Source organism: Nocardia takedensis NBRC 100417 (assembly GCF_000308695.1).
GTDB classification, from domain to species: Bacteria; Actinomycetota; Actinomycetes; order Mycobacteriales; family Mycobacteriaceae; genus Nocardia; species Nocardia takedensis.
Genome location: NZ_BAGG01000036.1, coordinates 61,123 through 86,299 on the forward strand (window position 1 = coordinate 61,123; position 25,177 = coordinate 86,299).

At 70.9% G+C, this 25,177-nt stretch carries 22 protein-coding genes; 8 read left to right on the forward strand and 14 right to left on the reverse strand.

What is annotated here, in order from left to right:
* Window positions 1–2 precede the first annotated feature (2 nt).
* The gene (locus tag ON30_RS08915) at window positions 3–1,430 is read left to right on the forward strand and encodes an RNB domain-containing ribonuclease (protein WP_174387436.1); all 1,428 of its coding nucleotides are present in this window, start codon (window positions 3–5) and stop codon (window positions 1,428–1,430) included.
* A 15-nt stretch (window positions 1,431–1,445) separates the two neighbouring features.
* On the opposite strand, the gene ON30_RS08920 is transcribed toward ON30_RS08915, so the two are convergent.
* From ON30_RS08920 to panB, 4 genes are all read right to left on the reverse strand, one after another.
* Window positions 1,446–2,336, reverse strand: a complete 891-nt coding sequence (locus ON30_RS08920; protein WP_040705755.1) for a CHAD domain-containing protein — start codon at window positions 2,334–2,336, stop codon at window positions 1,446–1,448.
* Window positions 2,337–2,341: 5 nt separating this feature from the next.
* Window positions 2,342–3,304, reverse strand: coding sequence for a prolyl aminopeptidase (gene pip / locus ON30_RS08925; RefSeq protein ID WP_040705713.1), 963 nt, complete (start codon window positions 3,302–3,304; stop codon window positions 2,342–2,344).
* Window positions 3,304–3,759 carry a hypothetical protein gene (locus ON30_RS08930; RefSeq protein WP_040705714.1) on the reverse strand — a complete coding sequence of 152 codons (456 nt, stop codon included), beginning with the start codon at window positions 3,757–3,759 and terminating at the stop codon, window positions 3,304–3,306. The genes pip and ON30_RS08930 overlap by 1 nt, the downstream gene beginning before the upstream one ends.
* Window positions 3,760–3,888: 129 nt before the next feature.
* Window positions 3,889–4,746, reverse strand: coding sequence for a 3-methyl-2-oxobutanoate hydroxymethyltransferase (panB, locus tag ON30_RS08935; protein WP_040705715.1), 858 nt, complete (start codon window positions 4,744–4,746; stop codon window positions 3,889–3,891).
* A gap of 187 nt (window positions 4,747–4,933) precedes the next feature.
* On the opposite strand from panB, the gene ON30_RS08940 reads away from it, so the two are divergent.
* The 6 genes from ON30_RS08940 (at window position 4,934) to ON30_RS08965 (ending at window position 14,519) form a co-directional block, all read left to right on the forward strand.
* Window positions 4,934–6,481, forward strand: coding sequence for an alpha/beta hydrolase (locus ON30_RS08940; RefSeq protein WP_083911251.1), 1,548 nt, complete (start codon window positions 4,934–4,936; stop codon window positions 6,479–6,481).
* Between the two features lie 167 nt (window positions 6,482–6,648).
* Window positions 6,649–7,989 (forward strand): type I glutamate--ammonia ligase, encoded by a 1,341-nt coding sequence (gene glnA, locus ON30_RS08945; protein WP_040705717.1) that lies wholly within the window; start codon window positions 6,649–6,651, stop codon window positions 7,987–7,989.
* A 51-nt stretch (window positions 7,990–8,040) separates the two neighbouring features.
* Entirely contained in the window at window positions 8,041–11,070 is a 3,030-nt protein-coding gene (locus tag ON30_RS08950; RefSeq protein ID WP_040705718.1) for a bifunctional [glutamine synthetase] adenylyltransferase/[glutamine synthetase]-adenylyl-L-tyrosine phosphorylase, read from the forward strand.
* Between the two features lie 283 nt (window positions 11,071–11,353).
* The gene (locus tag ON30_RS08955; RefSeq protein ID WP_040705719.1) at window positions 11,354–11,923 is read left to right on the forward strand and encodes a uridine kinase family protein; all 570 of its coding nucleotides are present in this window, start codon (window positions 11,354–11,356) and stop codon (window positions 11,921–11,923) included.
* Between the two features lie 68 nt (window positions 11,924–11,991).
* Window positions 11,992–12,942, forward strand: a complete 951-nt coding sequence (locus tag ON30_RS08960) for an endonuclease/exonuclease/phosphatase family protein (RefSeq protein WP_040705720.1) — start codon at window positions 11,992–11,994, stop codon at window positions 12,940–12,942.
* A 128-nt stretch (window positions 12,943–13,070) separates the two neighbouring features.
* Window positions 13,071–14,519 (forward strand): neutral zinc metallopeptidase, encoded by a 1,449-nt coding sequence (locus ON30_RS08965; RefSeq protein ID WP_040705721.1) that lies wholly within the window; start codon window positions 13,071–13,073, stop codon window positions 14,517–14,519.
* A 46-nt stretch (window positions 14,520–14,565) separates the two neighbouring features.
* On the opposite strand, the gene ON30_RS08970 is transcribed toward ON30_RS08965, so the two are convergent.
* The 8 genes from ON30_RS08970 to ON30_RS09005 all read right to left on the reverse strand — a co-directional run bounded on the left by ON30_RS08970 (window position 14,566) and on the right by ON30_RS09005 (window position 22,841).
* Entirely contained in the window at window positions 14,566–15,033 is a 468-nt protein-coding gene (locus tag ON30_RS08970) for a 6,7-dimethyl-8-ribityllumazine synthase (protein WP_040705722.1), read from the reverse strand.
* A 9-nt stretch (window positions 15,034–15,042) separates the two neighbouring features.
* Window positions 15,043–15,882, reverse strand: a complete 840-nt coding sequence (locus ON30_RS08975) for an alpha/beta hydrolase (protein ID WP_040705723.1) — start codon at window positions 15,880–15,882, stop codon at window positions 15,043–15,045.
* Window positions 15,879–17,300 carry a M20/M25/M40 family metallo-hydrolase gene (locus tag ON30_RS08980; RefSeq protein WP_245553981.1) on the reverse strand — a complete coding sequence of 474 codons (1,422 nt, stop codon included), beginning with the start codon at window positions 17,298–17,300 and terminating at the stop codon, window positions 15,879–15,881. Before ON30_RS08980 ends, ON30_RS08975 begins: the two co-directional genes overlap by 4 nt.
* The gene (locus ON30_RS08985; protein ID WP_040705724.1) at window positions 17,297–18,961 is read right to left on the reverse strand and encodes a CocE/NonD family hydrolase; all 1,665 of its coding nucleotides are present in this window, start codon (window positions 18,959–18,961) and stop codon (window positions 17,297–17,299) included. Before ON30_RS08985 ends, ON30_RS08980 begins: the two co-directional genes overlap by 4 nt.
* Window positions 18,962–19,101: 140 nt before the next feature.
* Window positions 19,102–19,929 (reverse strand): hypothetical protein, encoded by an 828-nt coding sequence (locus ON30_RS08990; RefSeq protein WP_040705725.1) that lies wholly within the window; start codon window positions 19,927–19,929, stop codon window positions 19,102–19,104.
* 272 nt (window positions 19,930–20,201) lie between these two features.
* Window positions 20,202–21,425, reverse strand: coding sequence for an alpha/beta fold hydrolase (locus tag ON30_RS08995; RefSeq protein WP_051029102.1), 1,224 nt, complete (start codon window positions 21,423–21,425; stop codon window positions 20,202–20,204).
* Between the two features lie 34 nt (window positions 21,426–21,459).
* Entirely contained in the window at window positions 21,460–21,960 is a 501-nt protein-coding gene (locus ON30_RS09000; protein WP_051029103.1) for a GNAT family N-acetyltransferase, read from the reverse strand.
* Window positions 21,961–22,292: 332 nt separating this feature from the next.
* Window positions 22,293–22,841, reverse strand: a complete 549-nt coding sequence (locus ON30_RS09005; protein WP_218006243.1) for a P-loop NTPase family protein — start codon at window positions 22,839–22,841, stop codon at window positions 22,293–22,295.
* Between the two features lie 85 nt (window positions 22,842–22,926).
* On the opposite strand from ON30_RS09005, the gene ON30_RS09010 reads away from it, so the two are divergent.
* Complete coding sequence (locus ON30_RS09010) at window positions 22,927–23,124, forward strand: hypothetical protein (protein WP_040705727.1); 198 nt, start codon at window positions 22,927–22,929, stop codon at window positions 23,122–23,124.
* A 2-nt stretch (window positions 23,125–23,126) separates the two neighbouring features.
* Here the strand turns inward: ON30_RS09010 and ON30_RS09015 are convergent, their stop codons facing one another.
* Together ON30_RS09015 and glnA (ON30_RS09020) are read right to left on the reverse strand one after the other, a co-directional pair.
* A complete protein-coding gene (locus ON30_RS09015; protein ID WP_157183670.1) occupies window positions 23,127–23,327 on the reverse strand; it encodes a hypothetical protein in 201 nt (66 codons plus the stop codon).
* A 169-nt stretch (window positions 23,328–23,496) separates the two neighbouring features.
* A complete protein-coding gene (gene glnA, locus ON30_RS09020) occupies window positions 23,497–24,933 on the reverse strand; it encodes a type I glutamate--ammonia ligase (protein WP_040705729.1) in 1,437 nt (478 codons plus the stop codon).
* Window positions 24,934–25,177: the final 244 nt, after the last annotated feature.

Here is a 25,177-nt window from a genome sequence, read left to right on the forward strand (position 1 = left end):
CGTTGGAACTGCACCAGCGGATCGTCTCGGCGCCGGTCGACTTCGGCGCCGTCCGATCCGAATTCGGCCTGGCCTCGGCGTATCCCGCCGAGGCAGGCGCGGAAGCCCGCGACGCGTCCGACGCGTTCGCGGGCGTTCGGATCGATCGCACCGACCTCGAGTTGGTGACGATCGACCCGCCGGGCGCGCTGGACCTGGATCAGGCCGTCCATCTCCTCCGCACCGACACCGGCTTCACCGTCCACTACGCGATCGCCGATGTCGCCGCCGTGATCGCCCCGCACGGCGCGCTCGCCCGGGAATCGGGCGCCAGGGGCCAGACCTTCTACCTGCCGGACGGCACCGTCCCGCTGCATCCGCCCGTCCTCGCCGAGGACACCGCGAGCCTGCTGCCCGATCGGACCCGTCCCGCCGTGCTGTGGACCATCGACTGCGACCACGAAGCCGAACCCGTGCGGGTCGACGTGCGTCGCGCGCTGGTGCGGTCCCGCGCCCGCCTGGACTACGCGGGCGTGCAGGCCGCCGCCGACGCGGGAACCCTGCCCGCGCCCCTCGCCGCCCTGCCGGAATTCGGCCGGTTGCGCAGCGAATCCGGGTTGGCGCGCGGCGCGATCGGCCTGCGACTCCCGTCGCAGCGCGTGGTCCGCGACGCCGCGGCCGACGGCCACTGGCGCCTGGAACTGGAACCGCGCACCGCCGTCGACGACTGGAACGAGCAGGTCTCGCTGCTGACCGGGATGTGCGCGGCGCGGCTCATGCTCGCCCCGGTCGCGGACCGCCTCGGCATCCTGCGCACCATGCCGTCGCCGCCGGAATCGGCCGTGGACTCCCTGCGGCGCACCGCCGCCGCGCTGGGCGTGCCGTGGCCCGCCGAGACGTCGGTGGGCCGGATGCTGGCCGGACTCGACCCCAACGCCCCGGCGGGCTTGGTGCTCATGTCGGAGGCCACCACGCTGCTGCGCGGCGCGCGCTACACCGTGTTCGGCGAGCGGGACCCGCAGGTGCGCGCGCACAGCGCGATCGGCGCGCCCTACGCGCACGTGACAGCGCCGCTGCGCCGCCTCGCCGACCGGTTCGCCACCGAGATCTGCCTGGCCAGCAGCGCGGGCACACCGGTCCCCGACTGGGTGCGCGACGGACTCGACGCCGTCGCCGACACGATGAAACGCACCGACGCCGTCGCGGGCAAGGTGGACCGCGCCTGCCTCGACCTCACCGAGTCGACCCTGCTGGCCGCCCGCGTCGGCGAGGAGTTCGAGGCCGTGGTGCTGCGCGAAGCCGACGGCCGCCGGGCCGCGGAGATCTTCGTCGCGCACCCGCCGATCCTCGGCCCGTGCGCGGGCGCACCGCCCGAAGGCGCGCGCGTGCGGGTCCGATTGGCCGCGGCCGATCCGGTCACCCGCAAGATCGGCTTCGCCTTCGGGGAGTGAGGCGTCGGCCGTGCGTCAGCGCAGAGCGTCGGTGACGGCTGCGGCGGCCGCGGGGTAGCGCTCGAGTTCCTTGTCGGCCGCGGCTTGTTCGGCCCGGGCCAGCCGTTCGTAGATCCCGACCGACTCGCCCGCCTCCCCGGCCTCGCCCGCGCGGAGCAGGATCGCCTTGCGCGACTCGACCGCGTCGCGGTGATCGCCCAGCACGGTCTGGAGGCGTTTGGCGCGTTTGCCCAGACCGGTCGCGTCCTCGCCGAGCACGGGTTCGGCGGCCTCGCACGAATAGCGCAGACGCTTGGCGCTCTTGCGGATGTCGTGCAGCAGTTCCACGCGGTCCGCGGGTGCGGCGCTGGGTTCGGCGCGCACCAGGGCCTCCACCCGCTGCCGGTCACGGTCCAGCACGACGCCGAAGAAGTCGGCGGCGGGTGCGGCGGCGCGGGCGGTGCGCAGTGGTGGCTCGCCGCGCCAGCCGACCAGCCGATCCCGCAGCGCGCGGTAGCGCTCCCCGTCCAGGGCGGCGAGGATCTCGGCGTGCGCGCGCTCGTAGCGGTCGCGCTCGGCGGTCACCAATCGGTGCGTCGCCGAGGCGATCTCGGCGGGCGGGGTGTCCTGCGCAGTCCGCTCGGCGAGCAGGGTGCGGAAGCGGTCGGCCCGCACCTCCGCGTCCCGCGCGACCCCGAGCAGGTCGGCCAGCCACTTCAATTCCTCGGTCGTCTCGGCGACCGCGTCCTTGCGCAGCAGCGTCCGGTAGGAGCGCAGCACGCTGCGCAGTCGCCGGGTGGCGACCCGCAACTGGTGCACCGAATCCTCGGCGTCGGCCCGCACGTCGGGTTCGGCGGCGACCAGTCGGTCGACGTCCTCGCTCAGGGCAGCGCCCAACGCCTGTCCCGCGCTCTGTCCTGGGTTCACCGGGCTCACCTCTCCTTCGCGAAACGGTCGGTGGCCTCGACCAAGTGGTGCGTGATGCCGGGTTCGGTGGCGGCGTGCCCCGCGTCGTCGACGATGTGCAAGGTCGACCCGGGCCAGGCGCGATGCAGATCCCAGGCGCTGACCGCCGGGCAGACGATGTCGTGGCGGCCCTGCACGATCACCACCGGGATGTGGGCGACGGCGTCGATGTCACGCAGCAGTTGCCCCTCGTCGAGGAAGCCGCCGTGGCGGAAGTAGTGGTTCTCGATGCGGGCGAAGGCCAGCGCGAAGCGCGGGTCGCCCGTCTCGGCGACCCGGTCCGGTTGCGGCAGCAGCGAACTCGTCGCCCCTTCCCAGGTGGACCAGGCCACCGCCGCGGCGGTGGCCACCTCGGGATCGGGGGAGTGCAGCAGTCGGTGGTAGACCTCGACCAGGTCGCGGTCGCGCTCCGCCGGCGGCACGGGGGCGAGGAACTTCTCCCACTCGTCGGGGTAGACGTTGCCCCCCGCGCCGTTGTAGTACCAGTCGATCTCGGTGCGCCGCAGCAGGAAGACGCCGCGCAGCACCATCTCGGTGACCCGCTCGGGATGCTTCTGGGCGTAGGCCAGCGCCAGCGTGGAACCCCAGGACCCGCCGAACACCTGCCAGCGCTCGACGCCCAGATGCGCGCGCAGCGCCTCGATGTCGGCGACCAGGTGCCAGGTGGTGTTGGCGGCCAGCGACGCGCCGTCGGCCAGGTGCGGGGTGGAGCGCCCGCATCCGCGCTGGTCGAACAGCACGATCCGGTAGCGCTCGGGGTCGAAGAAGCGGCGCTGCCCTTCGGAGGTGCCGCCGCCCGGACCGCCGTGCAGGAAGACCACCGGCTTGCCGTCGGGGTTGCCGCTGACCTCCCAGTACAGCGTCTGGCCGTCGCCGACGTCGAGCAGTCCGGTCTCGTGGGGTTCGATCGGCGGATACGGGACGCGCATCACAGACCCACGATGACCGAGGCCAGATCCGGCGTGCCCAGTGCTTCCACCGCCTGCTGCCGCACGTCGGGGCACGCCTTGGTGGTGACGGTGTCGACGACGGTCTTGTTGCCCAGCACGTCGATTCCGTTCTGCAACCCCCACGGGTGCACGATCAGGTTCATCCCGATCCGGCCCAGACTCGGCCCCTGCACCCGGAAGTTGGACAGCTCGGGGCGGATCTGATCGCACAGCGAGGTGGCCGCGGCATCGGTGACCTGCGGTTCGGGTTTGCCGGTGCCGGTGGACTTGCCCGTGCTCGCGGGCGCGCTCGACGGCGCCGCGCTGGAGGTGGCCGACCCCGCGCTACCGGTGGGGTTCGGGTCGGCGGTGGTCCCGCAGGCGGTGAGCGCGGCGGCGGCGAGAACTCCGGCCGCCAGCGGCACACCGCGGGAGAGCCATCGGCTGTGGGGCATCGGTACCTCGTGGATCGTGTCGATGATGTCGCTACGAGTCTGCCACCCTCGCTCGGGGACGGCGGCGGTCGCGGCGCGGAGGTACCGGAGGGGGTTCGGCCGGATCGGCTCCGCCCGAACCCCTTCGGGTCAGAAGCTGTGCTCGGGTCCGGGGTAGGTACCGCGGCGCACTTCGTCGGCGTAGGCGCTCGCGGCCTCGCGCAGCGTGCCGCCGACGTCGGCGAAGCGTTTGACGAACTTCGCCGTCCGTCCGCTGGTGAACCCGGCCATGTCCTGCCACACCAGGACCTGCGCGTCGCAGTCCGCGCCCGCGCCGATGCCGATGGTGGGGATGGTCAGCTTGCGGGTGACCTGACCGGCCAGTTCGGCGGGCACCATCTCCATGACGACCGAGAACGCGCCCGCCTCCTGGACGGCGACCGCGTCGGCGATGAGCTGTTCGGCTCCGTCGCCGCGGCCCTGCACCCGGAAGCCGCCGAGGGTGTTGACGCTCTGCGGGGTGAAGCCGATGTGGGCCATCACCGGGATGCCCGCGGCGGTGATCAGCGCGATCTGCTCGGCGACCCGTTCGCCGCCTTCGAGTTTGACCGCGTGCGCCTGGCCTTCCTTCATGAAGCGGATGGCGGTGGCCAGGGCCTGCTGCGGCGAGGATTCGTAGGTGCCGAACGGCAGATCGGCCACCACCAGGGCGTTCGGCGCGCCGCGCGCCACGCCGCGCACCAGCGGGATCAGTTCGTCCACGGTGACGGGCACGGTGGTGTCGTAGCCGTAGACGACGTTGGCGGCCGAGTCGCCGACCAGCAGTACCGGGATGCCGGCTTCCTCGAACAGGCGCGCGGTGGAGTAGTCGTAGGCGGTGAGCATCGCCCAGCGCTCGCCGTCGGCCTTCATCTGCTGGAGGTGGGGCACGCGGGTCTTGCGCGCCTTCTTCGGTCCGTCAGCGGGGGCGGCGCCGTAGGCAGGGGTTTCCGATTCGGATGCGGACATCATCGTCCCTTTCGCTGCGTGTCTCCTCGAGGCCCGTTCGGGTCCCCGGGTGTCTGACCTCTCCAGTGTGCCACCCGCCCGGAACGGGCAATAGGGCCGGTGGACGGTGCGATCGGTCACAGCGACCGGCCGCGATACGCGCAGGTGGTGGTGGTCGCGCGGGCGGGGGGCCGGCAGGATCGTGAGCATGGGTCGGGTGCGGCGATGGCGCGGTGTGCTGGTCGGGGCGGTTCTCGCGACGGTGGTGGCGGGGTGCGCGGTATCCGCCGACGATCCGGCCGATCGCCGGCCCGTGCCGATGCCGCCGGCGCCCGCGGGCCTGGAACGGTTCTACGGCCAGACCCCCGACTGGAGTTCCTGTCAGGAGTTCACCGGCCCGGACGTACGCCTGCCGCCCATCGCGCGCTGCGCACGGATCGAGGTCCCGGTCGACTACGCCCGTCCGGACGGCCCCACCGCGCGTCTGGCGGTGTCACGGATTCCCGCGCTCGGCGACCGTGTCGGCGCGTTGCTGATGAATCCGGGCGGTCCGGGCGCGTCCGGGCTGTCGATGGCGGGGATGGTCAGCGGGACGACGCTGGGGGAGCGCTTCGACCAGGTCGGTTTCGATCCGCGCGGCGTGGGGGCCTCCACCCCGGCGATCCGGTGCCTGACCGGCCCGGAGGCCGACGCCGACCGGGCCGAGCGGCCCGCCGACAACAGCCCGGCGGGCATCGCCTCGGTGGAGGCCGACAACCGCGAGTACGCGGGCCGCTGCGCCGCACGCACCGGCGCGGATTTCCTCGCCCACGTCGGCACCCGCGAGGTGGTGCAGGACATGGACGTCCTGCGGGCGGTGCTCGGTGATCCCGGGCTGACCTATCTCGGCTACTCCTACGGCACCCGCCTCGGGTCGGCCTACGCGGAGAAGTTCCCGGACCGGGTGCGCGCGATGGTCCTCGACGGTGCGGTGGACTCCTCCCAGGACCCGGTGCAGGAGTCGCTGCGGCAGGCGGCGGGGTTCCAGCGGGTGTTCGAGAACTACAGCGCCGACTGCGCGGCGAAACCGGACTGTCCGCTGGGGTCGGACCCGTCGGCCGCGGTCACCCGTTTCCGCGCGCTGCTCGAGCCGTTGCGCGACACGCCCGCCGCGACGACCGATCCGCGCGGGCTCGGTTACGACGACGCGATCACCGGCGTGCAGCAGGCCCTCTACAGCGACGAACTGTGGCAGGTGCTGACCACGGGGCTGGACGAACTGCGCGAGGGGCGCGGCGACACGCTGCTGCAACTGGCCGATCTGTACGAGGGGCGCGGCGAGGACGGCAGCTACGCCAACACCCAGGACGCGTTCACCGCGATCCGCTGCGTCGATGATCCGCGCGTACTGGACCCGGCGCTGGTGGGCAGGCAGGACACCGAGTACCGCAAGGCCGCGCCGTTCCTGGACGACGGTCGTGGCACCGGGGCCGCTCCGCTGGACATCTGCGCGAGTTGGCCGGTGCCCAACACCAGCACCCCCCATCGGGTTTCGGCTCCCGGGCTGCCGAAGCTGGTCGTCGTGTCGACCACCGCCGACCCCGCGACGCCGTATCAGGCGGGGGTGGATCTGGCCGAGCAACTGGGCGCGTCCCTGATCACCTATCGTGGCAATCGGCACACGGCGGCGTTGGTCGCGGGCGACGCCTGCCTGGACGACGCGGTGACCGCCTACCTCGTGGACCTGGTACAACCGGCTCCCGGGCTCACCTGCTGACCGGTGACCGTGGGGTCGATCGACCGTCGTGGCCGAGCGGAGTCATACCTCACAATCGTGACAGTTCGGACGTGAGGTTCATACCGGATGGCCCCCCGGGCGCTTCCAACGCAAACCTGAGCCTGTACGTAACACGGATTTAACGCCGGGTCTTTACTCTCGCGGACATGGATCGCCAGAAGGAATTCGTGCTGCGGACGCTCGAAGAGCGGGACATCCGCTTCGTGCGTCTCTGGTTCACCGACGTCTTGGGGTATCTGAAGTCCGTCGCGATCGCGCCCGCCGAACTGGAAGGGGCCTTCGAGGAGGGCATCGGTTTCGACGGCTCGGCCATCGAGGGCTTCGCCCGCGTGTCCGAGGCCGACATGGTCGCCCGGCCCGATCCGTCCACCTTCCAGGTGCTGCCCTGGTCCACCAGCAAAGGCCACCAGCACTCGGCGCGCATGTTCTGCGACATCACCATGCCCGACGGCTCGCCGTCCTGGGCCGACCCGCGCCACGTGCTGCGCCGCCAGTTGAACAAGGCGGGCGACGTCGGCTTCAGCTGCTACGTGCACCCCGAGATCGAGTTCTTCCTGCTCGAGAACGGCCCCCGCGACGGCAGCCCGCCGCGCCCGGCCGACTCCGGCGGCTTCTTCGACCAGGCCGTGCACGATTCGGCCCCCAACTTCCGCAGGCACGCCATCGACGCGCTCGAGTCGATGGGCATCTCGGTGGAGTTCAGCCACCACGAGGGCGCGCCCGGCCAGCAGGAGATCGACCTGCGCTACGCCGACGCGCTGTCGATGGCCGACAACGTGATGACCTTCCGCTACCTGATCAAAGAGGTGGCCATCGACGAGGGCGTGCGGGCCACCTTCATGCCCAAGCCGTTCGCCGAGTACCCGGGTTCGGCCATGCACACCCACATGAGCCTGTTCGAGGGCGAGGCCAACGCCTTCCACGACCCCGACGACCCGATGAACCTGTCGGGCACCGCGCGCGCGTTCATCGCGGGCATCCTCGAACACGCCCCGGAGATCAGCGCGATCACCAACCAGTGGGTCAACTCCTACAAGCGCCTGATCCACGGCGGCGAAGCGCCGACGGCGGCCTCCTGGGGTCGGTCCAACCGTTCCGCGCTGGTCCGGGTGCCGATGTACACCCCGAACAAGTCCTCCTCGCGGCGCGTCGAGATCCGCAGCCCCGACTCGGCCTGCAACCCGTACCTGGCGTTCGCGGTGCTGCTCGCGGCCGGTCTGCGCGGTATCGAGAAGGGCTACAACCTGCCGCCGGAGGCCGAGGACGACGTGTGGTCGCTGACCTCGGCCGAACGCCGCGCGATGGGCTTCCGCGAACTGCCGGGCACCCTGGACGAGGCGTTGCAGGCGATGGAGCGCTCCGAACTGGTCGCCGAGACGCTGGGCGAGCACGTGTTCGACTTCTTCCTGCGCAACAAGCGCCGGGAATGGGCCGATTACCGCAGCCAGGTCACCCCGTACGAACTGCGCGAGTACCTCGGTCTGTAACCCCCGGCCTGACGGAACTGTGGAGGGCCTCGACCCTGTAATTTAGGTGTCATGGTCCGGCCACCGTCCGCCCGCTCCGCGGTCCCCGGCGTCGGTCGGCTCGGATTGCTCGAGCCGACCGCCGCCGAGTCCCTGCGCGAATTGGCATGGGACAACGTAGATGCTGTTCCCGTGCTGTGGGCGCTCTCGCGCGCGCCCGACGCCGATCTGGCGCTGAACACCATGATCCGGCTCCGCGAACAGCTCGGAACCGAGTGGGCCGCACTGGATTCGGCCATCCGCACCGATACCTCGCTGCGCGGACGCCTGTTCGCCCTGGTCGGGTCCTCCAGCGCGTTCGCCGACCACCTGGTCGCCGATCCGTCGTCCTGGCACGTGCTCGAACGCAAGGATCTGCCCGACCGCGCGGAACTGCTCGCCGACCTGCTCGACGTGGTGGCCGCGGTCCCCGAACCCGCCCCGCCGCGCCCGGACGGACAGACACCGGAGGCCCTGCTCTACCGCGCGGGCGTCCACGGTCCCGAGGTGGTCGAGGCGCTGCGCAGGCGCTACCGCGACCAGCTCATGCTGCTGGCCGCCCTCGACCTGGCCGCCACCGTGGAGAACGAACCGGTGCTGCCCTACCAGGTGGTCGGCCGCCACCTGACCGATCTGGCCGACGCCGCGCTCACCGCCGCACTGGCCGTCGGCGTGGCGCGGGTGTGCAAGGACGGGCCCTGCCGGGTGCGCCTGGCCGTCGTCGCCATGGGCAAATGCGGTGCGCGCGAGTTGAACTACGTCAGCGACGTGGACGTGGTCTTCGTCGCCGAACCCGCCGACCCGACCGCCACCCGGTTGGCGGCGGAGATGATGAGCGTCGGCAGTCAGGCGTTCTTCGAGGTCGACGCCGCGTTGCGGCCGGAGGGCAAGGCGGGCGCGCTGGTCCGCACGCTGGATTCGCATCTGGCCTACTACAAGCGCTGGGCGCGCACCTGGGAGTTCCAGGCGCTGTTGAAGAACCGCCCGATGACCGGCGATCTGGACCTGGGCCGCGACTACCGCGCCGCGCTCATGCCGATGGTGTGGACGGCCTCCGAGCGCGACGATTTCGTGCCCGACGTGCAGGCCATGCGCCGCCGCGTCGAGGATCTGGTTCCCGAGGACCTGCGCGAACGCGAACTCAAACTCGGCCACGGCAGTCTGCGCGACGTCGAATTCGCCGTGCAGCTCCTGCAATTGGTGCACGGGCGGGTCGACGAGTCGCTGCACGTGCAGGGCACGGTCGAGGCGCTGACGGCCCTGGCCGCGGGCGGCTACGTGGGCCGCGACGACGCCGCCAACCTCACCGCCTCCTACGAATTCCTACGGCTGCTCGAACACCGGCTGCAATTGCAGCGGTTGCGCCGCACCCACACCCTGCCCGCCGCCGACGACGAGGAGGGGATGCGCTGGCTGGCCCGCGCCGCCCACATCCGTCCCGACGGCAGGCAGAACGCGATCGGCGTGCTCACCTCCGAGATCCGGCGCAACGCCGTGCGGGTGCGCCGCCTGCACGCGAAACTGTTCTACCGCCCGCTGCTGGAATCGGTGGCCAAGCTGGACTCCGACGCGCTGCGGCTGAGCCCCGACGCGGCCATCCGCCAGCTCGCCGCCCTCGGCTACGTCGCCCCCGAACACGCGCTCGGCCACCTCAAAGCGCTCACCGGCGGGGTGTCGCGCAAGGGCCGGATCCAGGCGCTGCTGCTGCCCACCCTGCTCGAATGGCTCGGTGACACACCGAATCCCGACGCGGGCCTGCTGGCCTACCGGCGCGTCTCCGAGGGCCTGGACGACCAGACCTGGTTCCTGCGTGAACTGCGCGACGAAGGCGCGGTCGCGCAGCGGTTGATGATCGTGCTCGGTTCCTCGGAATACCTGCCGGACCTGCTCATCAACGCGCCCGACACGATCCGCATGTACGCCGACGGACCGTCCGGGCCGCTGCTGCTCAGCCCCAAGGCCGAGGACGTCACGCGCGGCATCCTCACCGCCGCCGCCCGCTACGACGATCCCAGACGCGCGGTGGCCGCGGCCCGTTCGCTGCGTAGGCACGAACTGGCCCGGGTCGCCTCCGCGGACCTGCTGGGCATGCTCGACGTGCCCGCGGTGTGCCGCGCGCTGTCCTCGGTGTGGGTCGCGGTGCTGGAAGCCTCACTGGCCGCGGTCATCCGCGCCGACGAGGCCGAATTCGGCGAACGCGCGCCCGCCGACCTCGCCGTCATCGGCATGGGCCGCCTCGGCGGCCACGAACTCGGCTACGGCTCCGACGCCGACGTGCTGTTCGTCTGCGATCCGCGCCCGGGGCAGGACGAGACGAAGGCCGTGAAATGGTCGATCTCGGTCGCCGAGCGGGTGCAGCGGTTGCTCGGCGCGCCCAGCACCGACCCGCCCCTGCACGTCGACGCAGGCCTGCGCCCCGAGGGACGCAACGGCGCACTGGTCCGCACGCTGGCCGCCTACGCCGCCTACTACCAGCAGTGGGCCCAGCCGTGGGAGGTGCAGGCGCTGCTGCGCGCGCACCAGGTCGCGGGCGATCAAGAACTGGGCGTGCGTTTCCTGCACGTCATCGACAAGGTGCGCTACCCGGTGGGTGGAGTGTCGGCCGACGCGGTCCGCGAGATCCGCCGCATCAAGGCGCGCGTCGACTCCGAACGCCTGCCGCGCGGCGCCGACCCGGCCACCCACACCAAACTCGGCCGCGGCGGCCTGGCCGACATCGAATGGACCGTGCAACTGATGCAGTTGCGCCACGCCCACGAGATCCGGGAACTGCACAACACCTCCACGCTGCAATCCTTGGACGTCATCGAGCAGAAGGGATTGCTCGACGCCGAGGACGTCGCGCTGCTGCGCGAATCCTGGCTCACCGCCACCAGAGCCCGCAACGCGCTGGTGCTGGTGCGCGGCAAACCCGCCGACCAACTGCCCGGCCCCGGGCGGGTGCTCTCGGCGGTCGCGCGGGTCGCGGGCTGGCCCAACGACGACGGCAGCGAATTCCTCGACAACTACATGCGTATCACCCGGCGCGCGAAGGCCGTGGTGGAGCGGGTATTCGGGGCGTGAGCGCGGATCGTCCGGAAGCCGCGCCGTTCCGCAATCGGTCAGCGAATTGCGCTGCGCCGCAACGGGTTGACCGATTCGGGCCGAATGTGCCGAATCCGGTTCGCGCGCGGGCGCGGGTTCGTAGGGTCTGGGGTCATGTGGACGCTTCTCCCGCTGTCGGTCGTCAGCGCACTGGTCATCGCCTGGGGCTTCGTGATCGGATTCCCCAAGGACTGACACCGCGCGCCGGGGGTGGGGCAGGGGACCTTCCGAGTTCGCTCGGAGTTGTGTGGTGTGCGCCCGCGTGACCGACGCCGTGGTCGAGTTCGCGCGCCGTCTGCGCGAACTGCCGCCCTCGTGCGGACCGGTGCGCCTGGTCGGGATCGACGGCCACGCCGGTTCCGGCAAGACCAGCCTGGCCCGTGCGCTGGCCGCCGTGCTCGATGACGCCCCGGTCCTGCATCTGGACGACTTCGCCACCCACACGGCCCCTTTCGGCTGGGTCGACGCGGTGGCCGACCAGGTGCTGAGGCCGTTCGCCGCCGGACGGCCCGCGGACCACGACGTCTACGACTGGCGACTGCGGAGCTTCGCCTCCCGCCGCACCGTGCCGGCCGCCCCGGTGGTGCTGATCGAAGGCGTCGGCGCGGGACGCCGCGCCCTGCGGCCCGCGCTGGCCCACCTGCTGTGGATGGAGGTCGCGGCCGCCGAATCCTGGGCGCGCGGCCGCCACCGCGACGGACCGGAGCAGGCCGCGTTCTGGGACGACTGGATCCCCGCCGAACAACGCCACTTCGCGCACGACCCGTCACGTCCGCACGCCGACGTCTCGGTGCGACGGCAAGGCTCGCGCTACCGCTTCTCTCCCCGCTGAGGGGGGTGCACACGGAATCTCCACGACTGCCGCGCAACCCGCCCACGAACCCGACCTAGAGTCGGGGCATGGTGCGTAAGTGGATGAACCGGGCGCTGCTCGGTCTGGGGTGGGGCGCGCTCGTCGCGGGAGCGGCCGGGATCGTGCTGTATCTGGGTGCGGGCGGTCAGGTCGAGATGTTCGTGGTCGCGGCTTCGGGGGCCTCGTATCTGATGGTCGGCGGGCTGGTCGGGTTGGTGCTGTGCCTGCTCGCGCGCGGGTGGCGCAGCGCCGGAGCGGCCTGTGTCGTGCTGGCGGGGGTGCTGTGGACCCAGGTGCCGATGTTCGTTCCCGACGGTCGGGCGGCGGGTGGCCCGGTGGTCACGGTGCTCCAGTCGAACCTGCTGTTCGGGCGGGCCGACGTCACCCAAGTGGTGGACACCGTCCGCACCGAGAACGTCGACCTGCTGACCGTGGACGAACTGACCGCCGAGGCCGTCCAGCGCCTGGACGACGCGGGCATCGCCGACCTGCTGCCCTACCGCTACGTCGAGCCCGGCTGGTACGCGCAGGGCACCGGCATCTTCAGCCGCTACCCGCTGCGCGACACCCGCAAATACGACGGGTTCGTGATGAGCAATATCGGTGCGGTGCTGGACCATCCGCAGCGCGGGGAGGTCGCAGTCTACGCCTTCCATCCGATTCCGCCGGTGGTGGACTTCGCGGCCTGGCGGGCCGAGATGGGGCGGATCGAATCGATTCTCGGCGCGCAGCGGGGTCCGGCGATCGTGGGCGCGGATTTCAACGCCACCCGCGATCACGCGGCGTTCCGCGCCCTGCTGGACAACGGCTTCGCCTCGGCCGCCGAACTCGTGGGCGCGGGCCCGATGCCGACCTATCCGACCGACAAACGCTGGGGTCCGATCGTCGGGATCGACCACATCCTGGTCGCGGGCGGCACCGCCGAGGACATCCGGTCGCTGACGATCGCGGGTTCCGACCACAAGGCCGTGCTGGCCAGGACCCGCCTGGATTCCTGAGGCACATGTCACGCTGCGCGTGGCGCGCGTTCTGCGATTACCATGTGAACGCTCGATCGGCCCAGACGTGTCTGCGCCGGCGGGGCCGTGGAAGGCGCGGTCCCGCAGTGGATCCGGGGAGGAACCTGATGAGGACAGCACGATTGCGCCTCGGGGTGCTCGCCGTCGTGGCCGCCCTGGCCGCCGTGCTGAGCGGTTGCGAGTCGACGCCCGCGACCGACGACGCCGCGCCGTTGCTCGACCCGAACAACCCGTGGCAGTTGGCGAGCGCGGCCACCACCGCCGGGACAAGCGGTCCGCGCCCCGGCGTGCCGGACGCGCCGCTGACCGCGGAGAACGGGGACGGCGGCGCGGTGGACAGGCTGGCCCTCAACGCCATCGCCGACATCGAGGCGTACTGGACCGCCGAATACGCCAAGACCTTTCCCGGCACCCTGGAACCGGTGCAACGGCTGATCTCCTGGGACGCGACCGCACCGGCCGGGCAGGCCCCGCGGTTCTGCAAATCCGACACCTACCAGGTGGTCAACGCCGCCTACTGCTCCGGTGACCACACCATCGGCTGGGACCGCGGTGTGCTGTTGCCCGAGGTCGAGGAGGAATTCGGGCCGATGGCGGTGGTGATGGTGCTGGCCCACGAGTACGGCCACGCCATCCAGGGGCAGGCGAAGATCGCGGGCTTTCTCACCCCCGTGCTGGTGCAGGAACAGCAGGCCGACTGCCTGGCGGGCGTATTCCTGCGGCATGTGGCCGAGGGCGATTCCCCGCATTTCACGATGAACATGACCGACGGCCTGGACGGCGTCCTGGGCGCGACGGTCGCGATCCGCGACACCGATCCGAGCAACCCGGACAACGTGCACGGGTCGGCGTTCGAGCGGGTCACCGCCGTGCAACTCGGCTACACCGACGGCGCGGCGGCCTGCAAGAAGATCGACCGCACCGAGATCAGGAAGCGGCGCGGAACACTGCCGACCACCTTCGAGACCGAGGACGAGGAACAGAACCAACTGCCCGTCGACGTCGACTCGCTCGGCAGTCTCGCCAAGGCGCTCACCACCGCCTTCCCCGCGCGCCAGGCCCCGCGCTTCGAATACGAGGGCGTGGCCCGCGGGTGCGCGGGTGTCACCCCGACCGCGCCGGTGTCGTTCTGCCCCGCCACCAACACCCTCAGCACCGACGTGCCCGCGCTGGCCGAGCGCGGGGAAGCGGACGCGGGGGAGGAGAAGATCCTGTCCTCGACGGTGACCGGCGACTACAACGCTTTCGTGGTGTTCGTCTCGCGCTACATGTTGGCCGTGCAGCGCGACCGCGGCCTGACGCTGACCGGCGCGCAGACCGCGGGCCTGCGCACCGCCTGCCTGAGCGGCGCGTTCACCACCGCGCTGAGCGAACCGACCAGTGACCCGCGGCTGTCGGCCAAGGACCTGGACGAGGCGGTGTCGGGGTTGCTCTCGGACGGCCTGGCCGCCGCCGACGTGGACGGCCGCGTCGCCGAGAGCGGTTACCAGCGCCTCGAGGCGTTCCGCACCGGGGTGCTCGACGGCGCGCGCTCCTGCTACGCGAAGTTCCCGTGATGGGGCACGGCGCGGGCTGTGCACCGCGCCCCCGGGCGGATCGCGCCTAGTCGGCGGCGGTGGGCAGCGCGCTGAGCGAACCGAGCGTGGTGGCCACCGCGCGGGCCGCCTCGGCGCCCTTGGTGACGAAATGCCCGGTGAAGTAGTCGACGTGCTCGCTGTGCTCGTGGAAGTGGTGCGGGGTGAGCACCACCGAGAACACCGGCACATCGGTGTCGAGTTGGACGCGCATCAGGCCGTCGATCACGGCCGTGGCGACGAAATCGTGCCGGTAGATGCCGCCGTCCACGACCAGTGCCGCGGCCACGATCGCCGAGTACCGCCCGGTCCGCGCGAGCCGCTGCGCGTGCAGCGGGATCTCGAACGCGCCGGGCACCTCGAACACGTCGATGTTCTCGCCGTCGAATCCGAGCCCCGTGTATTCGGCGGTGAAACCCTCCAGGGCCTTACCGACGATCTGGCTGTGCCACGTGGCACGGATGAAGGCCACCGATCCGGGTGAAGTCGTTCCCATCCCGTGATTCTACGGTCCGGTCAGATGGCTCTCCAGCCAGCTCACCACGTCACCGAGCACCCGATCCCACTCGGGTTCGTTGAATACCTCGTGGTAGAGGCCCTCGTAGCGCAAGACCGTCAGATCCTTCGAGCCCGCGCCGCGCTCGACCAGGTCGGCACTGGACGGCGCGGCCAGCGCGTCCTCGGTGCCGTGCAGCACCAGCAGCGGCCCGGTGAGCTCGCCCAGGTTCCGCTTGACCAGATCGGTCGCGCGCAGGATCTCCGCGCCGGTCCGCGCGGGCACCTTCCCGCGGAACACCAGCGGGTCGTTGTCGTAGGCGGCGACCACGGCGGGGTCGCGGCTGATCATCGAGGAGTCGAGGGTCAGCACGCCCAGATCCGGGGTGAACCGGCTCAGCAGCGGCGCGGCCAGCTTCTGCAACGGGTTGCCGACGGGGATGTCCAGCGGCGGGGCCGACAGCACCGTGCCCGCCACCTCGACGGGGGAACGGGTCTCCAGATACAGCGTGATCAGGCTGCCCATCGAATGGCCCAGCAGGAACGCGGGCACGCCGGGCTGTTCGCCGCGCGCGAGCGCCAGCAGTTCGAGCACGCTGTCGGCGGCCTGGTCCATCGACCCGATATTGGCCTTGCCGCCGCCCGACCGGCCGTGTCCGATGTGGTCGAGGGCGTAGACGGCGAATCCGGACTCCGCGAGCCGGGCCCCGACGTGGGCGTAGCGGCCGGAGTGCTCGGCGATGCCGTGCACCAGCACGACCACGCCGCGCGTCGCCTGCTCGGGAAGCCAGGCGCGCCAGGCGATCCGATGACCGCCGCTGACGAATTCGCCCTCCTCGGTGCCGGTCACTGCCGCTCCTCCCGCTGCGCGCCTGCCGCGGGCGTGGACGGCGACCCGGTCGCCAACGCCTCGAACAGCCTGCTGTTGAACTCGATCAGCCGAGCGTAGTTGACCCGCGAGATGCGCTCGTCGGTTCCGTGGATCGTGTCCAGGTCGGCCTGGGTCAGCACGATCGGCGCGAAATTGCAGCGCGCGGCCGCCAGATCGTCGTAGTGCCGCGAATCGGTCGCCCCGGGCACGAGGCCGGTGGTCACCGCGACACCGGGCACCATGGCCTCGGCGATGCCCGCGATGACCGCGAAGGCCGGGCCGGGTTCGGCCGGGCGCGACGGCTCCGAGGACATCCCGACCAGGTCGATCCGCACGCCCTCGTCGTCGACGACCCGGCGGCAGTGCTCGAGCACCGTCGTCACCGAGTCGCCGGGCAGGATGCGGAAGTTGACCAGCGCCTCGGCCCGCTGCGGCAGCACGTTCGCCTTCACCCCGCCCCGGATGACGGTGGGCGCGGTGGTGGTGCGCACCATCGCCTCGGTCTGCGGCCGGGCGGCGAGAATCCGGGCGACCACCGGCGCGACCACGGGCAGATGCGCCAGGCCGAGTAGTTGACGTCGCGGTTCGGACATCGCGTGGCGCACCCGGCCGAGCATGTCCAGCGCGCCGGGAGTCAGCCGCAACGGCATCGGATTGTCCTGCACGCGGGCCACCGCGCGCGCGATCCGGCCCACCGCGGTCTGCCTGCCCGGCATCGAGGAGTGTCCGCCCACCTCCCGCACCGACAGTCGGACCGTCGCGTAGCCCTTCTCGCCGAGCATGATCGAGGCCACCGGGCGACGCACGCCGTCGGCGACGCCTTCGGTGATCACCCCGCCCTCGTCCAGCAGCAGATCCGCGCGCACCCCCTGCGCGCGCAGATGGCGGGCCATGCGCACCGCGCCGTCGTCGCCGAACACTTCCTCGTCGTGGCCGAAGGCCAGGTACACGGTGTGCCGAGGCCGCAGACCCGCGGTCAACGCCGCCTCCACCGCCTCCAGGATCGCCAGCACCCGACTCTTGTCGTCGATCGCGCCGCGACCCCAGATGTGGGTCCGGTCGACCACGCCGTCGAACGGCCCGTGGCTCCAGCGCTGCTCGTCGTCCACCGGCACCACGTCCTGGTGGGCGAGCAGGATCGCCGCCACGTGCTCGGGTTCGCGCCCGGCCCAGCGGTAGAGCCTGCTGTGGCCGAAGGTCCGCAACTCCAGTTCGGCGTGCACCCGAGGGAAGGACGCCTCGAGGTGTTCGGCCAGGCGACGGAATTCGGCGTCGGCGGTGTCGGCGGGCTCCTCGGTGGAAATCGTGGCGCAGCGCAGCGCCACCGCGAGCCGTTCGGCGGTCACGTCGTCCACCCCGGCGGCGCGGGTCGTCACGCCGCGCGATGCCGGACTCACCGCGGACCTGTCTCGTTCGGGAGGTTCATGGGCACCACTGCATTGTTCATCACCTCCGCTCCGATCGTGGTCGTCTTCTGGACCCGCCACTTCTCGTGCGCCTCGCTGAGGCCGCCCGCCAGATCCGGAACCCGCGGCCGGTCCAGCAGCGGCAACTCCACCCGCCCCGCCACGACGGTGACCGTCGCGCCGGTCGGCGGGTGCACCCACACGTCGTCGACGACGTCGGTGACCCGGATTCCGAGTCGGTGGCCCGCGGCGATCGGCCAGTCCTGACCGAGCATCCTGATCGCGGTGGTCGCGGCGACCGGGGCGATCCCGCGCGTGATGACGGTGGCCCGCCCACTCGGTTCGACGTCGTAGAGTTCCACCGCGACGGTGGCCGCGGGCGGACCGAGCAGATCCAGCGTCGCCGTCGCCACCCCCGACAGGTGAGTCTCGCGCTCGAAAGGCCGCGACAGCGAGTAGATCTCCCGGTCCGCGCCCGGCACGTACCCGCGATCCACGAACGTGCCCGCCCGCACCGCGGCGGTGTGCCGTCGCGAATCCGCGGGCGGCCAAGCGGCCTCGGCCCGCCACCGTCCGTCGAACTGCTGGACCGTCACCGGCGGACCCGGCACCTCGACGTCGCGCCCCGCCACGTGCCGGTCCAGGAACGCCATCACCTCGGCGTCGAAATGCGGGGTGCCGCACTTGAACCGGCAGTCGTTGTGCCCCCACTGCCCGAACCAGGCGCGATGCTCGCCCGGCCCCTGGGCTCGCCACAACTCGAACACCCGGTCCGGCCGGGTGTTCTGGTCCACGAAACCCTGCCCGAGGAACAGCGGGATCGTGTTGCCGCGGGTCGCCGCCACCAGATCGCGGGCCACCCAGCCCGGGTCGGCCGCGTCGTGGTTCTGTGTCAACGCCAAGTAGTCGCGGGCGCAGTCCTCCGTCATCGCCACCGCGTTGGCCCGATACTCGGGGGAGTCGTCCGGTCTGCCCGGCGTCGAAGCGATCGCGAGATGTTCGATCCCGACCTGATCGCTGGGCCGGATCCCGTTCTCCGTCACCGGTTTCCCGGTGAACTTCCACGACACCCCCTGCATGTACAGGTAGGAGTACGGGTCGACCACCGGCTCGAAGGCCACCACTGCCGCCAACCCCGCCGGCCGCGCCGCCAAGCCCAGCAACCCCGTCCACGCCTCGTAGGACATCCCCACCATGCCCACCCGGCCGGTCGACCACGGCCTGCTCGCCGCCCACTCCACCGCCGTCGCCACATCCGAGCGCTCACCGGGCCCGCCGTAATCCGGACAGCCGTTCGACCCGCCGAACCCGCGCAGATCCACGATCACGAACGAATACCCCGCCCGCAACGCCATGTCGACCGGCAGGAAATCGGTCGACGGACCGCCCGCCAGGCGCGGCTCGGAAATGTAGGCCGTGTGCGAGCGGTACGGACTCACTGCCAACAACACCGGCGTCCGCGCCTCGGGCGACAACCCCGCCGGTCGCAGCACATCGGCATGCAACCGGGTCCCGTCCGGCGCGGTCAACCAGTGCTCCTCGTACACGTGCGGCGTGGTCACCGGCTCCGTGGACGGGTCCGCCGACGCCACCGGCGCCGCCAGCCCGAGCACCGAAACCAACCCCACCAGCACGCGCAACACCCAGTCCACCCCTGGACTATGTCGGCCGGTCCTCCGCGAGTCCAGCCCCCGGAACGGGGGTTCCTCCTGCTCGAGCGACTAAGCGCGCTTGTGCGGGCGTCCGGCCTGCGGAATCAGGTTGTGCCGGATGCGTTGCCAGGCTCTCGCGCTCAGGCCACCGGTCGCGCCGCCTCCGGCACGTACACGGTCCGTATGTCGAACACCGCCAAGTGCGGCGTGGGCGCTTCGCAGGTCACCGGAGCGTCCGGGGCCGCGGCCACCTCGACGCGCAGTTCTGCGGCGCTCACCCTGAGCGTGAGCAGGTCCGACGGACAGGCGCGCACCGGAAACGCGTAGCGGCGCACCCCGTTCGACCCGTACTCGTTCGACAGCCGCGAGGGTCGCCCGAGCACCTCGCGCACCCCGTCGCCCAATTCCGCGACCAGCGCCGCCGGATCGGTCACCTCGCGGGGCGCGAACTCCGCCGCTCCCGGCCCGAGTTCGACCCGGCCCACCGACTCCGCGGGCCCGTCCCGATCGAGCGGCGCGCCCGCGATCGACTCCACCCCGTCGAGCACCGACCGCCGCACCTCGAAGACCACGAACGGCGTATACGCCCGCACACATTCCGGCCGATCGATCCCGCCGAGCAGTTCGACCCGCAACTGCGCGCCGACCCGCCGCAGCGTCGCCGTCGACGGCAACCGGCACCCGGTGCTCGTCACGGCCGCCACATACGCGTGCGCGTCCAGGTCACCCAGCATCTCGGGCTGTCGCACGACCTGCGGCGGGTCCGCACGCCCCGCGAACCACCCCGCGAACGCGTCGGCCGAGCGCGGATCGTCGATCACCGCCGCGAACGGCGGACCGTGGAAACCCGAAGCGTCGAACTCGACCACCTCGGCGTCGAGCACCTCACCCGACCCGGGAGTCGGTTCGGCCCGCGCATCGCATCCGGCCAGCAGCAGACCCGCCGCCAACGCCACCATCCACCGCATCCGAAACCCCATACCGGTGTATTCCCCCGCACCCCATAGGCGTTAACGGATCGCTTCCGCACACGGTCGCCGCTTTGTGCCCCGCGCTCTCGGCGAATGGGCTGTATCCGCCCCGGACACGCTGCTTTCCTCGCGGTCGAGGTTGGCCGACAAGGGTGTGTTCCGAGGGCTCAGCCGAGCTCTCGTCCCCGAGGCGGGCCGGACACGGTCGTTCATCGGGGCCGCTACGAAGCCGGTGACAATGCGAAGGAGGTTGTCGTCGGACGCTGCCGCTACGTCCGACCCGTCGGTGCCCGGTCGAATCCGTTCGGTGCGTCGGACAACGCCGGATCGGCGAGCGCCGTCGCCGCGAGTGCCGGGCAGTGTGGGGCCAGCGCCGTGACCAGTTCGCGGATCTGCCGCCGCGTTCCGGGTTCGAGTGACGCGGTCCGCGCGACGTCGAGTTCGTTCGCGACCGTGAGCGTCGCGAAGTCGGCGAGATCCGCGCCCGCGAGCGCGGTGACCGCGCCGGTGAACCGATCGGCGACCGGCAGCGGAACCTCGTCCATCCGCGCGTAGGTGGCCGCTCGGTCACACGCCCCGTAGAGGTAGACGAGGCGCTCGGCGTCGGTGCCGATCGCGGCGCGCAACCGGTCGCGCCGGTCGAGGGGGAGCAGCGGGTGCGCGAAACCGTCTGTGCCGTAGGCGGCGTGACACAACGCGGCCAGTCGCAGGCGTGGACTCCCGTCCGCGACCACCTGCCCGACGCGCACCAGATGCTCGACCAGCGTGCCGCCGGGATGGTCGAGTCGGCGCGCGTCGAGGTCGGTCAGCAGGGCGCGCGCGGGCCAGTCGAGGGTGACGGTGAGAGCCTCGGCCAGGCGCACGGGTTGCTCGCGCGCGATGAGATGTCCGGTATCGGGAATCACCGTCACGGTCGCGTGCGGGGCGAGGCCCGTCAGGTCGGCGACATCCTCGTCGACCAGGGGTCCGCCGCCGCCCGCACGGACCAGCAGGATCGGACAATCCAGCGATCCGGTGATCCGGCGCAACTCCGCACCCCGCGCCAGGATGTCCTCCGTTAGACCGGAATGGCGTTCCGCCCCCGGCGTGCGACCGAGGAACGCCCGCACCCGATCGGGATCGAGACCCGGAACGACGTCGACCAGAACCAACCCCGCCACCCGCGCCCGCACCGCCGGATCCGCCAGCGCGGCCACCGCCGCCAACCCGCCGAGCGACGCGCCGACCAGCACGCAGCCGACCGGTTCGGCGGCCAGGACAGCGGCCACGTCGGCGGCGCACACCGCCAGCGACCTGGCCGCACCGTCGCTGTCCCCGTGGCCGCGCTGGTCGTAGGCCACGCAACGGAACCCCGCCGCGACGAGCACTTCGATGACCGGCGACCAGACCCGCCGACGTTCGCCGCCCGCGTGCAACAGGACCACCGTCGGCCCGTCACCCGCCTCCTCGCCGCGCAGCACCACGCCGTCGGGTCGAACGATCTGCCTGGCCATGACGCCCCCTGCCGTGCCGGTCTCGCGGCCGACGCTAGCCCCGGCGACCGGAACGGTCCGCGCCGGGGTCGCGCAACCGATCCAACCGGCACTCCAGCACGTCGCGTGGCTCGACCGTCCCGAAATAGTGGTTGTCGTGCATGACCAGCTCGAAACCGATGTCCAGGAACAATTTCCGCGCGACCGAGTTGTCCGGCCGCACCGTCAGGTACACGATCTCCGCGCCGAGTCGCGCGTCGTTGCGCAACGCGTGGTCCAACAGCGCCCGACCGATCCCGCGCCCCCGACGCCCCTCCGTGACCGCGAAGGTGAACAGCAGCGCGCGCCCGGCCCTGGTGAGGGTCAACGCGTAACCCACCACGGAACCGTCCAGTTCGGCGACGATCCATTCCTCGCTGTGCAGATCGAACAACTGCCGCAGCATCAGATACCGATACGGCTCGTCGAACGCCTCGGCCTCGATGGCGGCGATGTCCTCGATATCCTCGAAACGGGCCGAGCGGTAGAGCGGCTGTGCCTCGGTGTCGCTATCCATACGCTCCCCCATCGATCGTGACGGCAAGCGGTGAAACGAACACGGCCAACGCACGGCCGGGAACCAGCAGGGTACCGCGAAAACGGGAGGGCCGTAGTCACCTTCGTCTCCCGGTGCCCGTAACGCGGCGATCGATTCCGTCCGGAAGGATCTGATCAGTCCGGTTTTCGGCGGGCGTCAGCGAACCGCCGGACAATCCGGAGAACCCGCGTATCGAACCGATCGAGGAGCGTCCGGAACCGCCCATCCGCCCCTTGGAACGAGCCGCGCCCCGGCCGATGTTCCCCTCGTTTCCGCGCCCGGTCAGGCGGTCGGTTTTCCGCGTCGCGCCCTCACCCCCTCCGCGGCCCGAGCCCCGCCACGAATCGCGCCCCGTCCGCGTGCGACCCCACCCGCACGAACTCGACGTGCCGATACCGGGGGTCGACCAGCGCCGCCAGATGCCGTTCCCGATTCCGCGCGTGCGTCGTCCACGCCCACGCCACCACCGACTTGTCCGGATCCACCCACCACAGATTCCCCCACGGCTCGCGATTCCCGTTCCACAGCACCTGCCGTGTCACCACCCGCACGATCGTCCGCCGCACCAACTGGACCATCACCCGCCACCGGGGCAGATCGAACCACACCACCGTCTGCACCCGATCCCACACCACCTCCGCCAACGCGCCCCGATAATTCCCGTCCACCACCCACTCGTCCCCGGCCACGATCTGTTCGACCCGCTCCCGGAACTCCTCCCGCGGCAACGCCACCCACCCCGCCTGGTGATAGATCCCGTCCAACTCGACGTGCTCCACCCCCAACCGCCCCGCGATCTCCCGCGCCAACGAACTCTTCCCCGACCCCGAAGTCCCCATCACCCAGACCCGACGCCCCACACCCACTCCTCCCCGAGATTTGCGACCCACCCACCTTTCCACCCACCGCCCACCGCAGTCGCGCCGGGGCGCTCGGTGCGGTCGGATGGCCGAAACCCTGTGCCCCAAACTGTCCATCGATGATCACGATCACACCGGCCGACCCGCAAACCTGACCGTCGCCGAACTGCTGTTCATCGCCATCGGCCGTCGACTCGTGACCCGAATCCCCGCCCATCACCCCGACCGGCCCCTCACCGCCGAAACGACGCCACCGCACGCCCTACTCGCCAACCCGCGATAGATTCACCTCACGGCAACCGCCGGGACGACCTCGCCATCGCGAACCAGATCGCCGACGACGTCCCGCACGAGATCACGCACTCCGCGCAGCGCCTCCTCCTGAGAGGAAGCCATCCCCCCGGCCACCTTCCGTAACGACCAGCCGTATTCGCGCAGGCCGCCCACAGTTTCCACGGATACCTGCACGTCGTGCTCATCGGGCATTGGTTCGGGCTGGGACGCCGGATACACGACAGCGGAAAATGATTCGCTCTCCTGTACACCCATCTCCACACAAACGAGTCCACCCGCCGAGCAACCGCTCGACGGGTGGACTCAGAACCCACCACTGCCTACCCGAGACCGAAATCAGGGGCAGGACAGCACATCCGGCTTACACGTCGAAGTAGAGCTCGAACTCGTACGGGTGCGGACGCAGGTTGACCGGGGCGATCTCGGTTTCGCGCTTGAGCGAGATCCAGGTCTCGATGAGGTCGTCGGTGAAGACGTTGCCTTCGGTGAGGTACTCGTGGTCCTGCTCGAGGCGGTCGATGACCGTGGCGAGGCTGGTGGGGGCCTGCGGGATGTTCTTGGCCTCCTCCGGCGGGAGCTCGTAGAGGTCCTTGTCGACGGGGGCCAGGGGCTCGATCTTCTTCTTGATGCCGTCGAGGCCGGCCATCATCATGGCGGCGAAGGCCAGGTACGGGTTGCCCGAGGAGTCCGGCGCGCGGAATTCCAGGCGCTTGGCCTTCGGGTTGTTGCCGGTGACCGGGATGCGGACCGCGGCGGAGCGGTTGCGCTGCGAGTACACCAGGTTGATGGGGGCCTCGTAGCCGGGGACCAGGCGGTGGTAGGAGTTCACGGTCGGGTTGGTGAACGCCAGCAGCGACGGCGCGTGGTGCAGGATGCCGCCGATGTAGTGACGCGCCAGGTCCGACAGGCCGCCGTAGCCGGCCTCGTCGTGGAACAGCGGCTTGCCGTCCTTCCACAGCGACTGGTGCACGTGCATGCCCGAGCCGTTGTCGCCGAAGAGCGGCTTCGGCATGAACGTGACGGTCTTGCCTTCCTGCCACGCGGTGTTCTTGACGATGTACTTGAACAGCTGCAGATCGTCGGCCGCGCCGAGCAGGGTATTGAAGCGGTAGTTGATCTCGGCCTGTCCGGCGGTGCCGACCTCGTGATGGCCGCGCTCGAGCTCGAAGCCCGCGTTCTGCAGGTTGGTGGAGATCTTGTCGCGCAGGTCGACGTAGTGGTCGTAGGGCGCGACGGGGAAGTAGCCGCCCTTGTTGCGGACCTTGTAGCCGCGGTTGAGGGTGCCGTCGGGGTTGAACTCGGCACCGGTGTTCCACGAACCGGAGATCGACTCGATCTCGTAGAACGCGCCGTTCATGCCCGAGTCGTAGCGGATCGAGTCGAAGATGTAGAACTCCGCCTCGGCGCCGAAGTAGGCGGTGTCGGCGATACCGGTCGAGCGCAGGTATTCCTCGGCCTTGCGGGCGATGTTGCGCGGGTCGCGGGAGTAGGCCTCGCGGGTGAACGGGTCGTGGACGAAGAAGTTCAGGTTCAGCGTCTTGGCGGCGCGGAAGGAGTCGATGCGGGCGGTGCTGAAGTCGGGCAGCAGCAGCATGTCCGACTCGTCGATGGACTGGAAGCCGCGAACGGAGGACCCGTCGAACGCTAGGCCTTCCTCAGCGAGGTCAGCGGTGAAGGCCTTGGCCGGGATCGAGAAGTGCTGCTGCACACCCGGAAGATCGCTGAAGCGGATATCGACATATTCGATGTCCTGCTCCTTGATGTACTGGATGACCTCTTCGGCCGTGCTGAACGTCACTTGTTCTCCTTACGGATCGGTTCCCAGCCCGTGTCGATTGCGTGGGTTCGTCGCGTCCAGAACCTATGGAGGCGGTGTTTCCCGGCTATCAAGGCTGTGTTTCGCCAGTGTTACGCGTGCGGCTGGCCGGGTGTGAATGGTCACCCGAGCGCGACCTCCCGCCCCATCCTGCCACCCCCGCGCCGGCCCGGGACGCTGAACTCCCCTTATGTGGATGACCGGCCGGACAGGGCCGCCGCCTACT

Bases quoted from the DNA above. Each gene is read 5' to 3' on its own strand.
- pip (WP_040705713.1), bottom strand. From the start codon at position 3,304: ATGCGCGTCCCGTATCCGCCGATCGAACCCCACGAGACCGGACTGCTC.
- ON30_RS08930 (WP_040705714.1), bottom strand. From the start codon at position 3,759: ATGCCCCACAGCCGATGGCTCTCCCGCGGTGTGCCGCTGGCGGCCGGA.
- panB (WP_040705715.1), bottom strand. From the start codon at position 4,746: ATGTCCGCATCCGAATCGGAAACCCCTGCCTACGGCGCCGCCCCCGCT.
- ON30_RS08940 (WP_083911251.1), top strand. From the start codon at position 4,934: ATGGGTCGGGTGCGGCGATGGCGCGGTGTGCTGGTCGGGGCGGTTCTC.
- glnA (WP_040705717.1), top strand. From the start codon at position 6,649: ATGGATCGCCAGAAGGAATTCGTGCTGCGGACGCTCGAAGAGCGGGAC.
- ON30_RS08950 (WP_040705718.1), top strand. From the start codon at position 8,041: ATGGTCCGGCCACCGTCCGCCCGCTCCGCGGTCCCCGGCGTCGGTCGG.
- ON30_RS08960 (WP_040705720.1), top strand. From the start codon at position 11,992: ATGGTGCGTAAGTGGATGAACCGGGCGCTGCTCGGTCTGGGGTGGGGC.
- ON30_RS08965 (WP_040705721.1), top strand. From the start codon at position 13,071: ATGAGGACAGCACGATTGCGCCTCGGGGTGCTCGCCGTCGTGGCCGCC.
- ON30_RS08970 (WP_040705722.1), bottom strand. From the start codon at position 15,033: ATGGGAACGACTTCACCCGGATCGGTGGCCTTCATCCGTGCCACGTGG.
- ON30_RS08990 (WP_040705725.1), bottom strand. From the start codon at position 19,929: ATGCGGTGGATGGTGGCGTTGGCGGCGGGTCTGCTGCTGGCCGGATGC.
- ON30_RS08995 (WP_051029102.1), bottom strand. From the start codon at position 21,425: ATGGCCAGGCAGATCGTTCGACCCGACGGCGTGGTGCTGCGCGGCGAG.
- ON30_RS09000 (WP_051029103.1), bottom strand. From the start codon at position 21,960: ATGGATAGCGACACCGAGGCACAGCCGCTCTACCGCTCGGCCCGTTTC.
- ON30_RS09010 (WP_040705727.1), top strand. From the start codon at position 22,927: ATGGCCGAAACCCTGTGCCCCAAACTGTCCATCGATGATCACGATCAC.
- ON30_RS09015 (WP_157183670.1), bottom strand. From the start codon at position 23,327: ATGCCCGATGAGCACGACGTGCAGGTATCCGTGGAAACTGTGGGCGGC.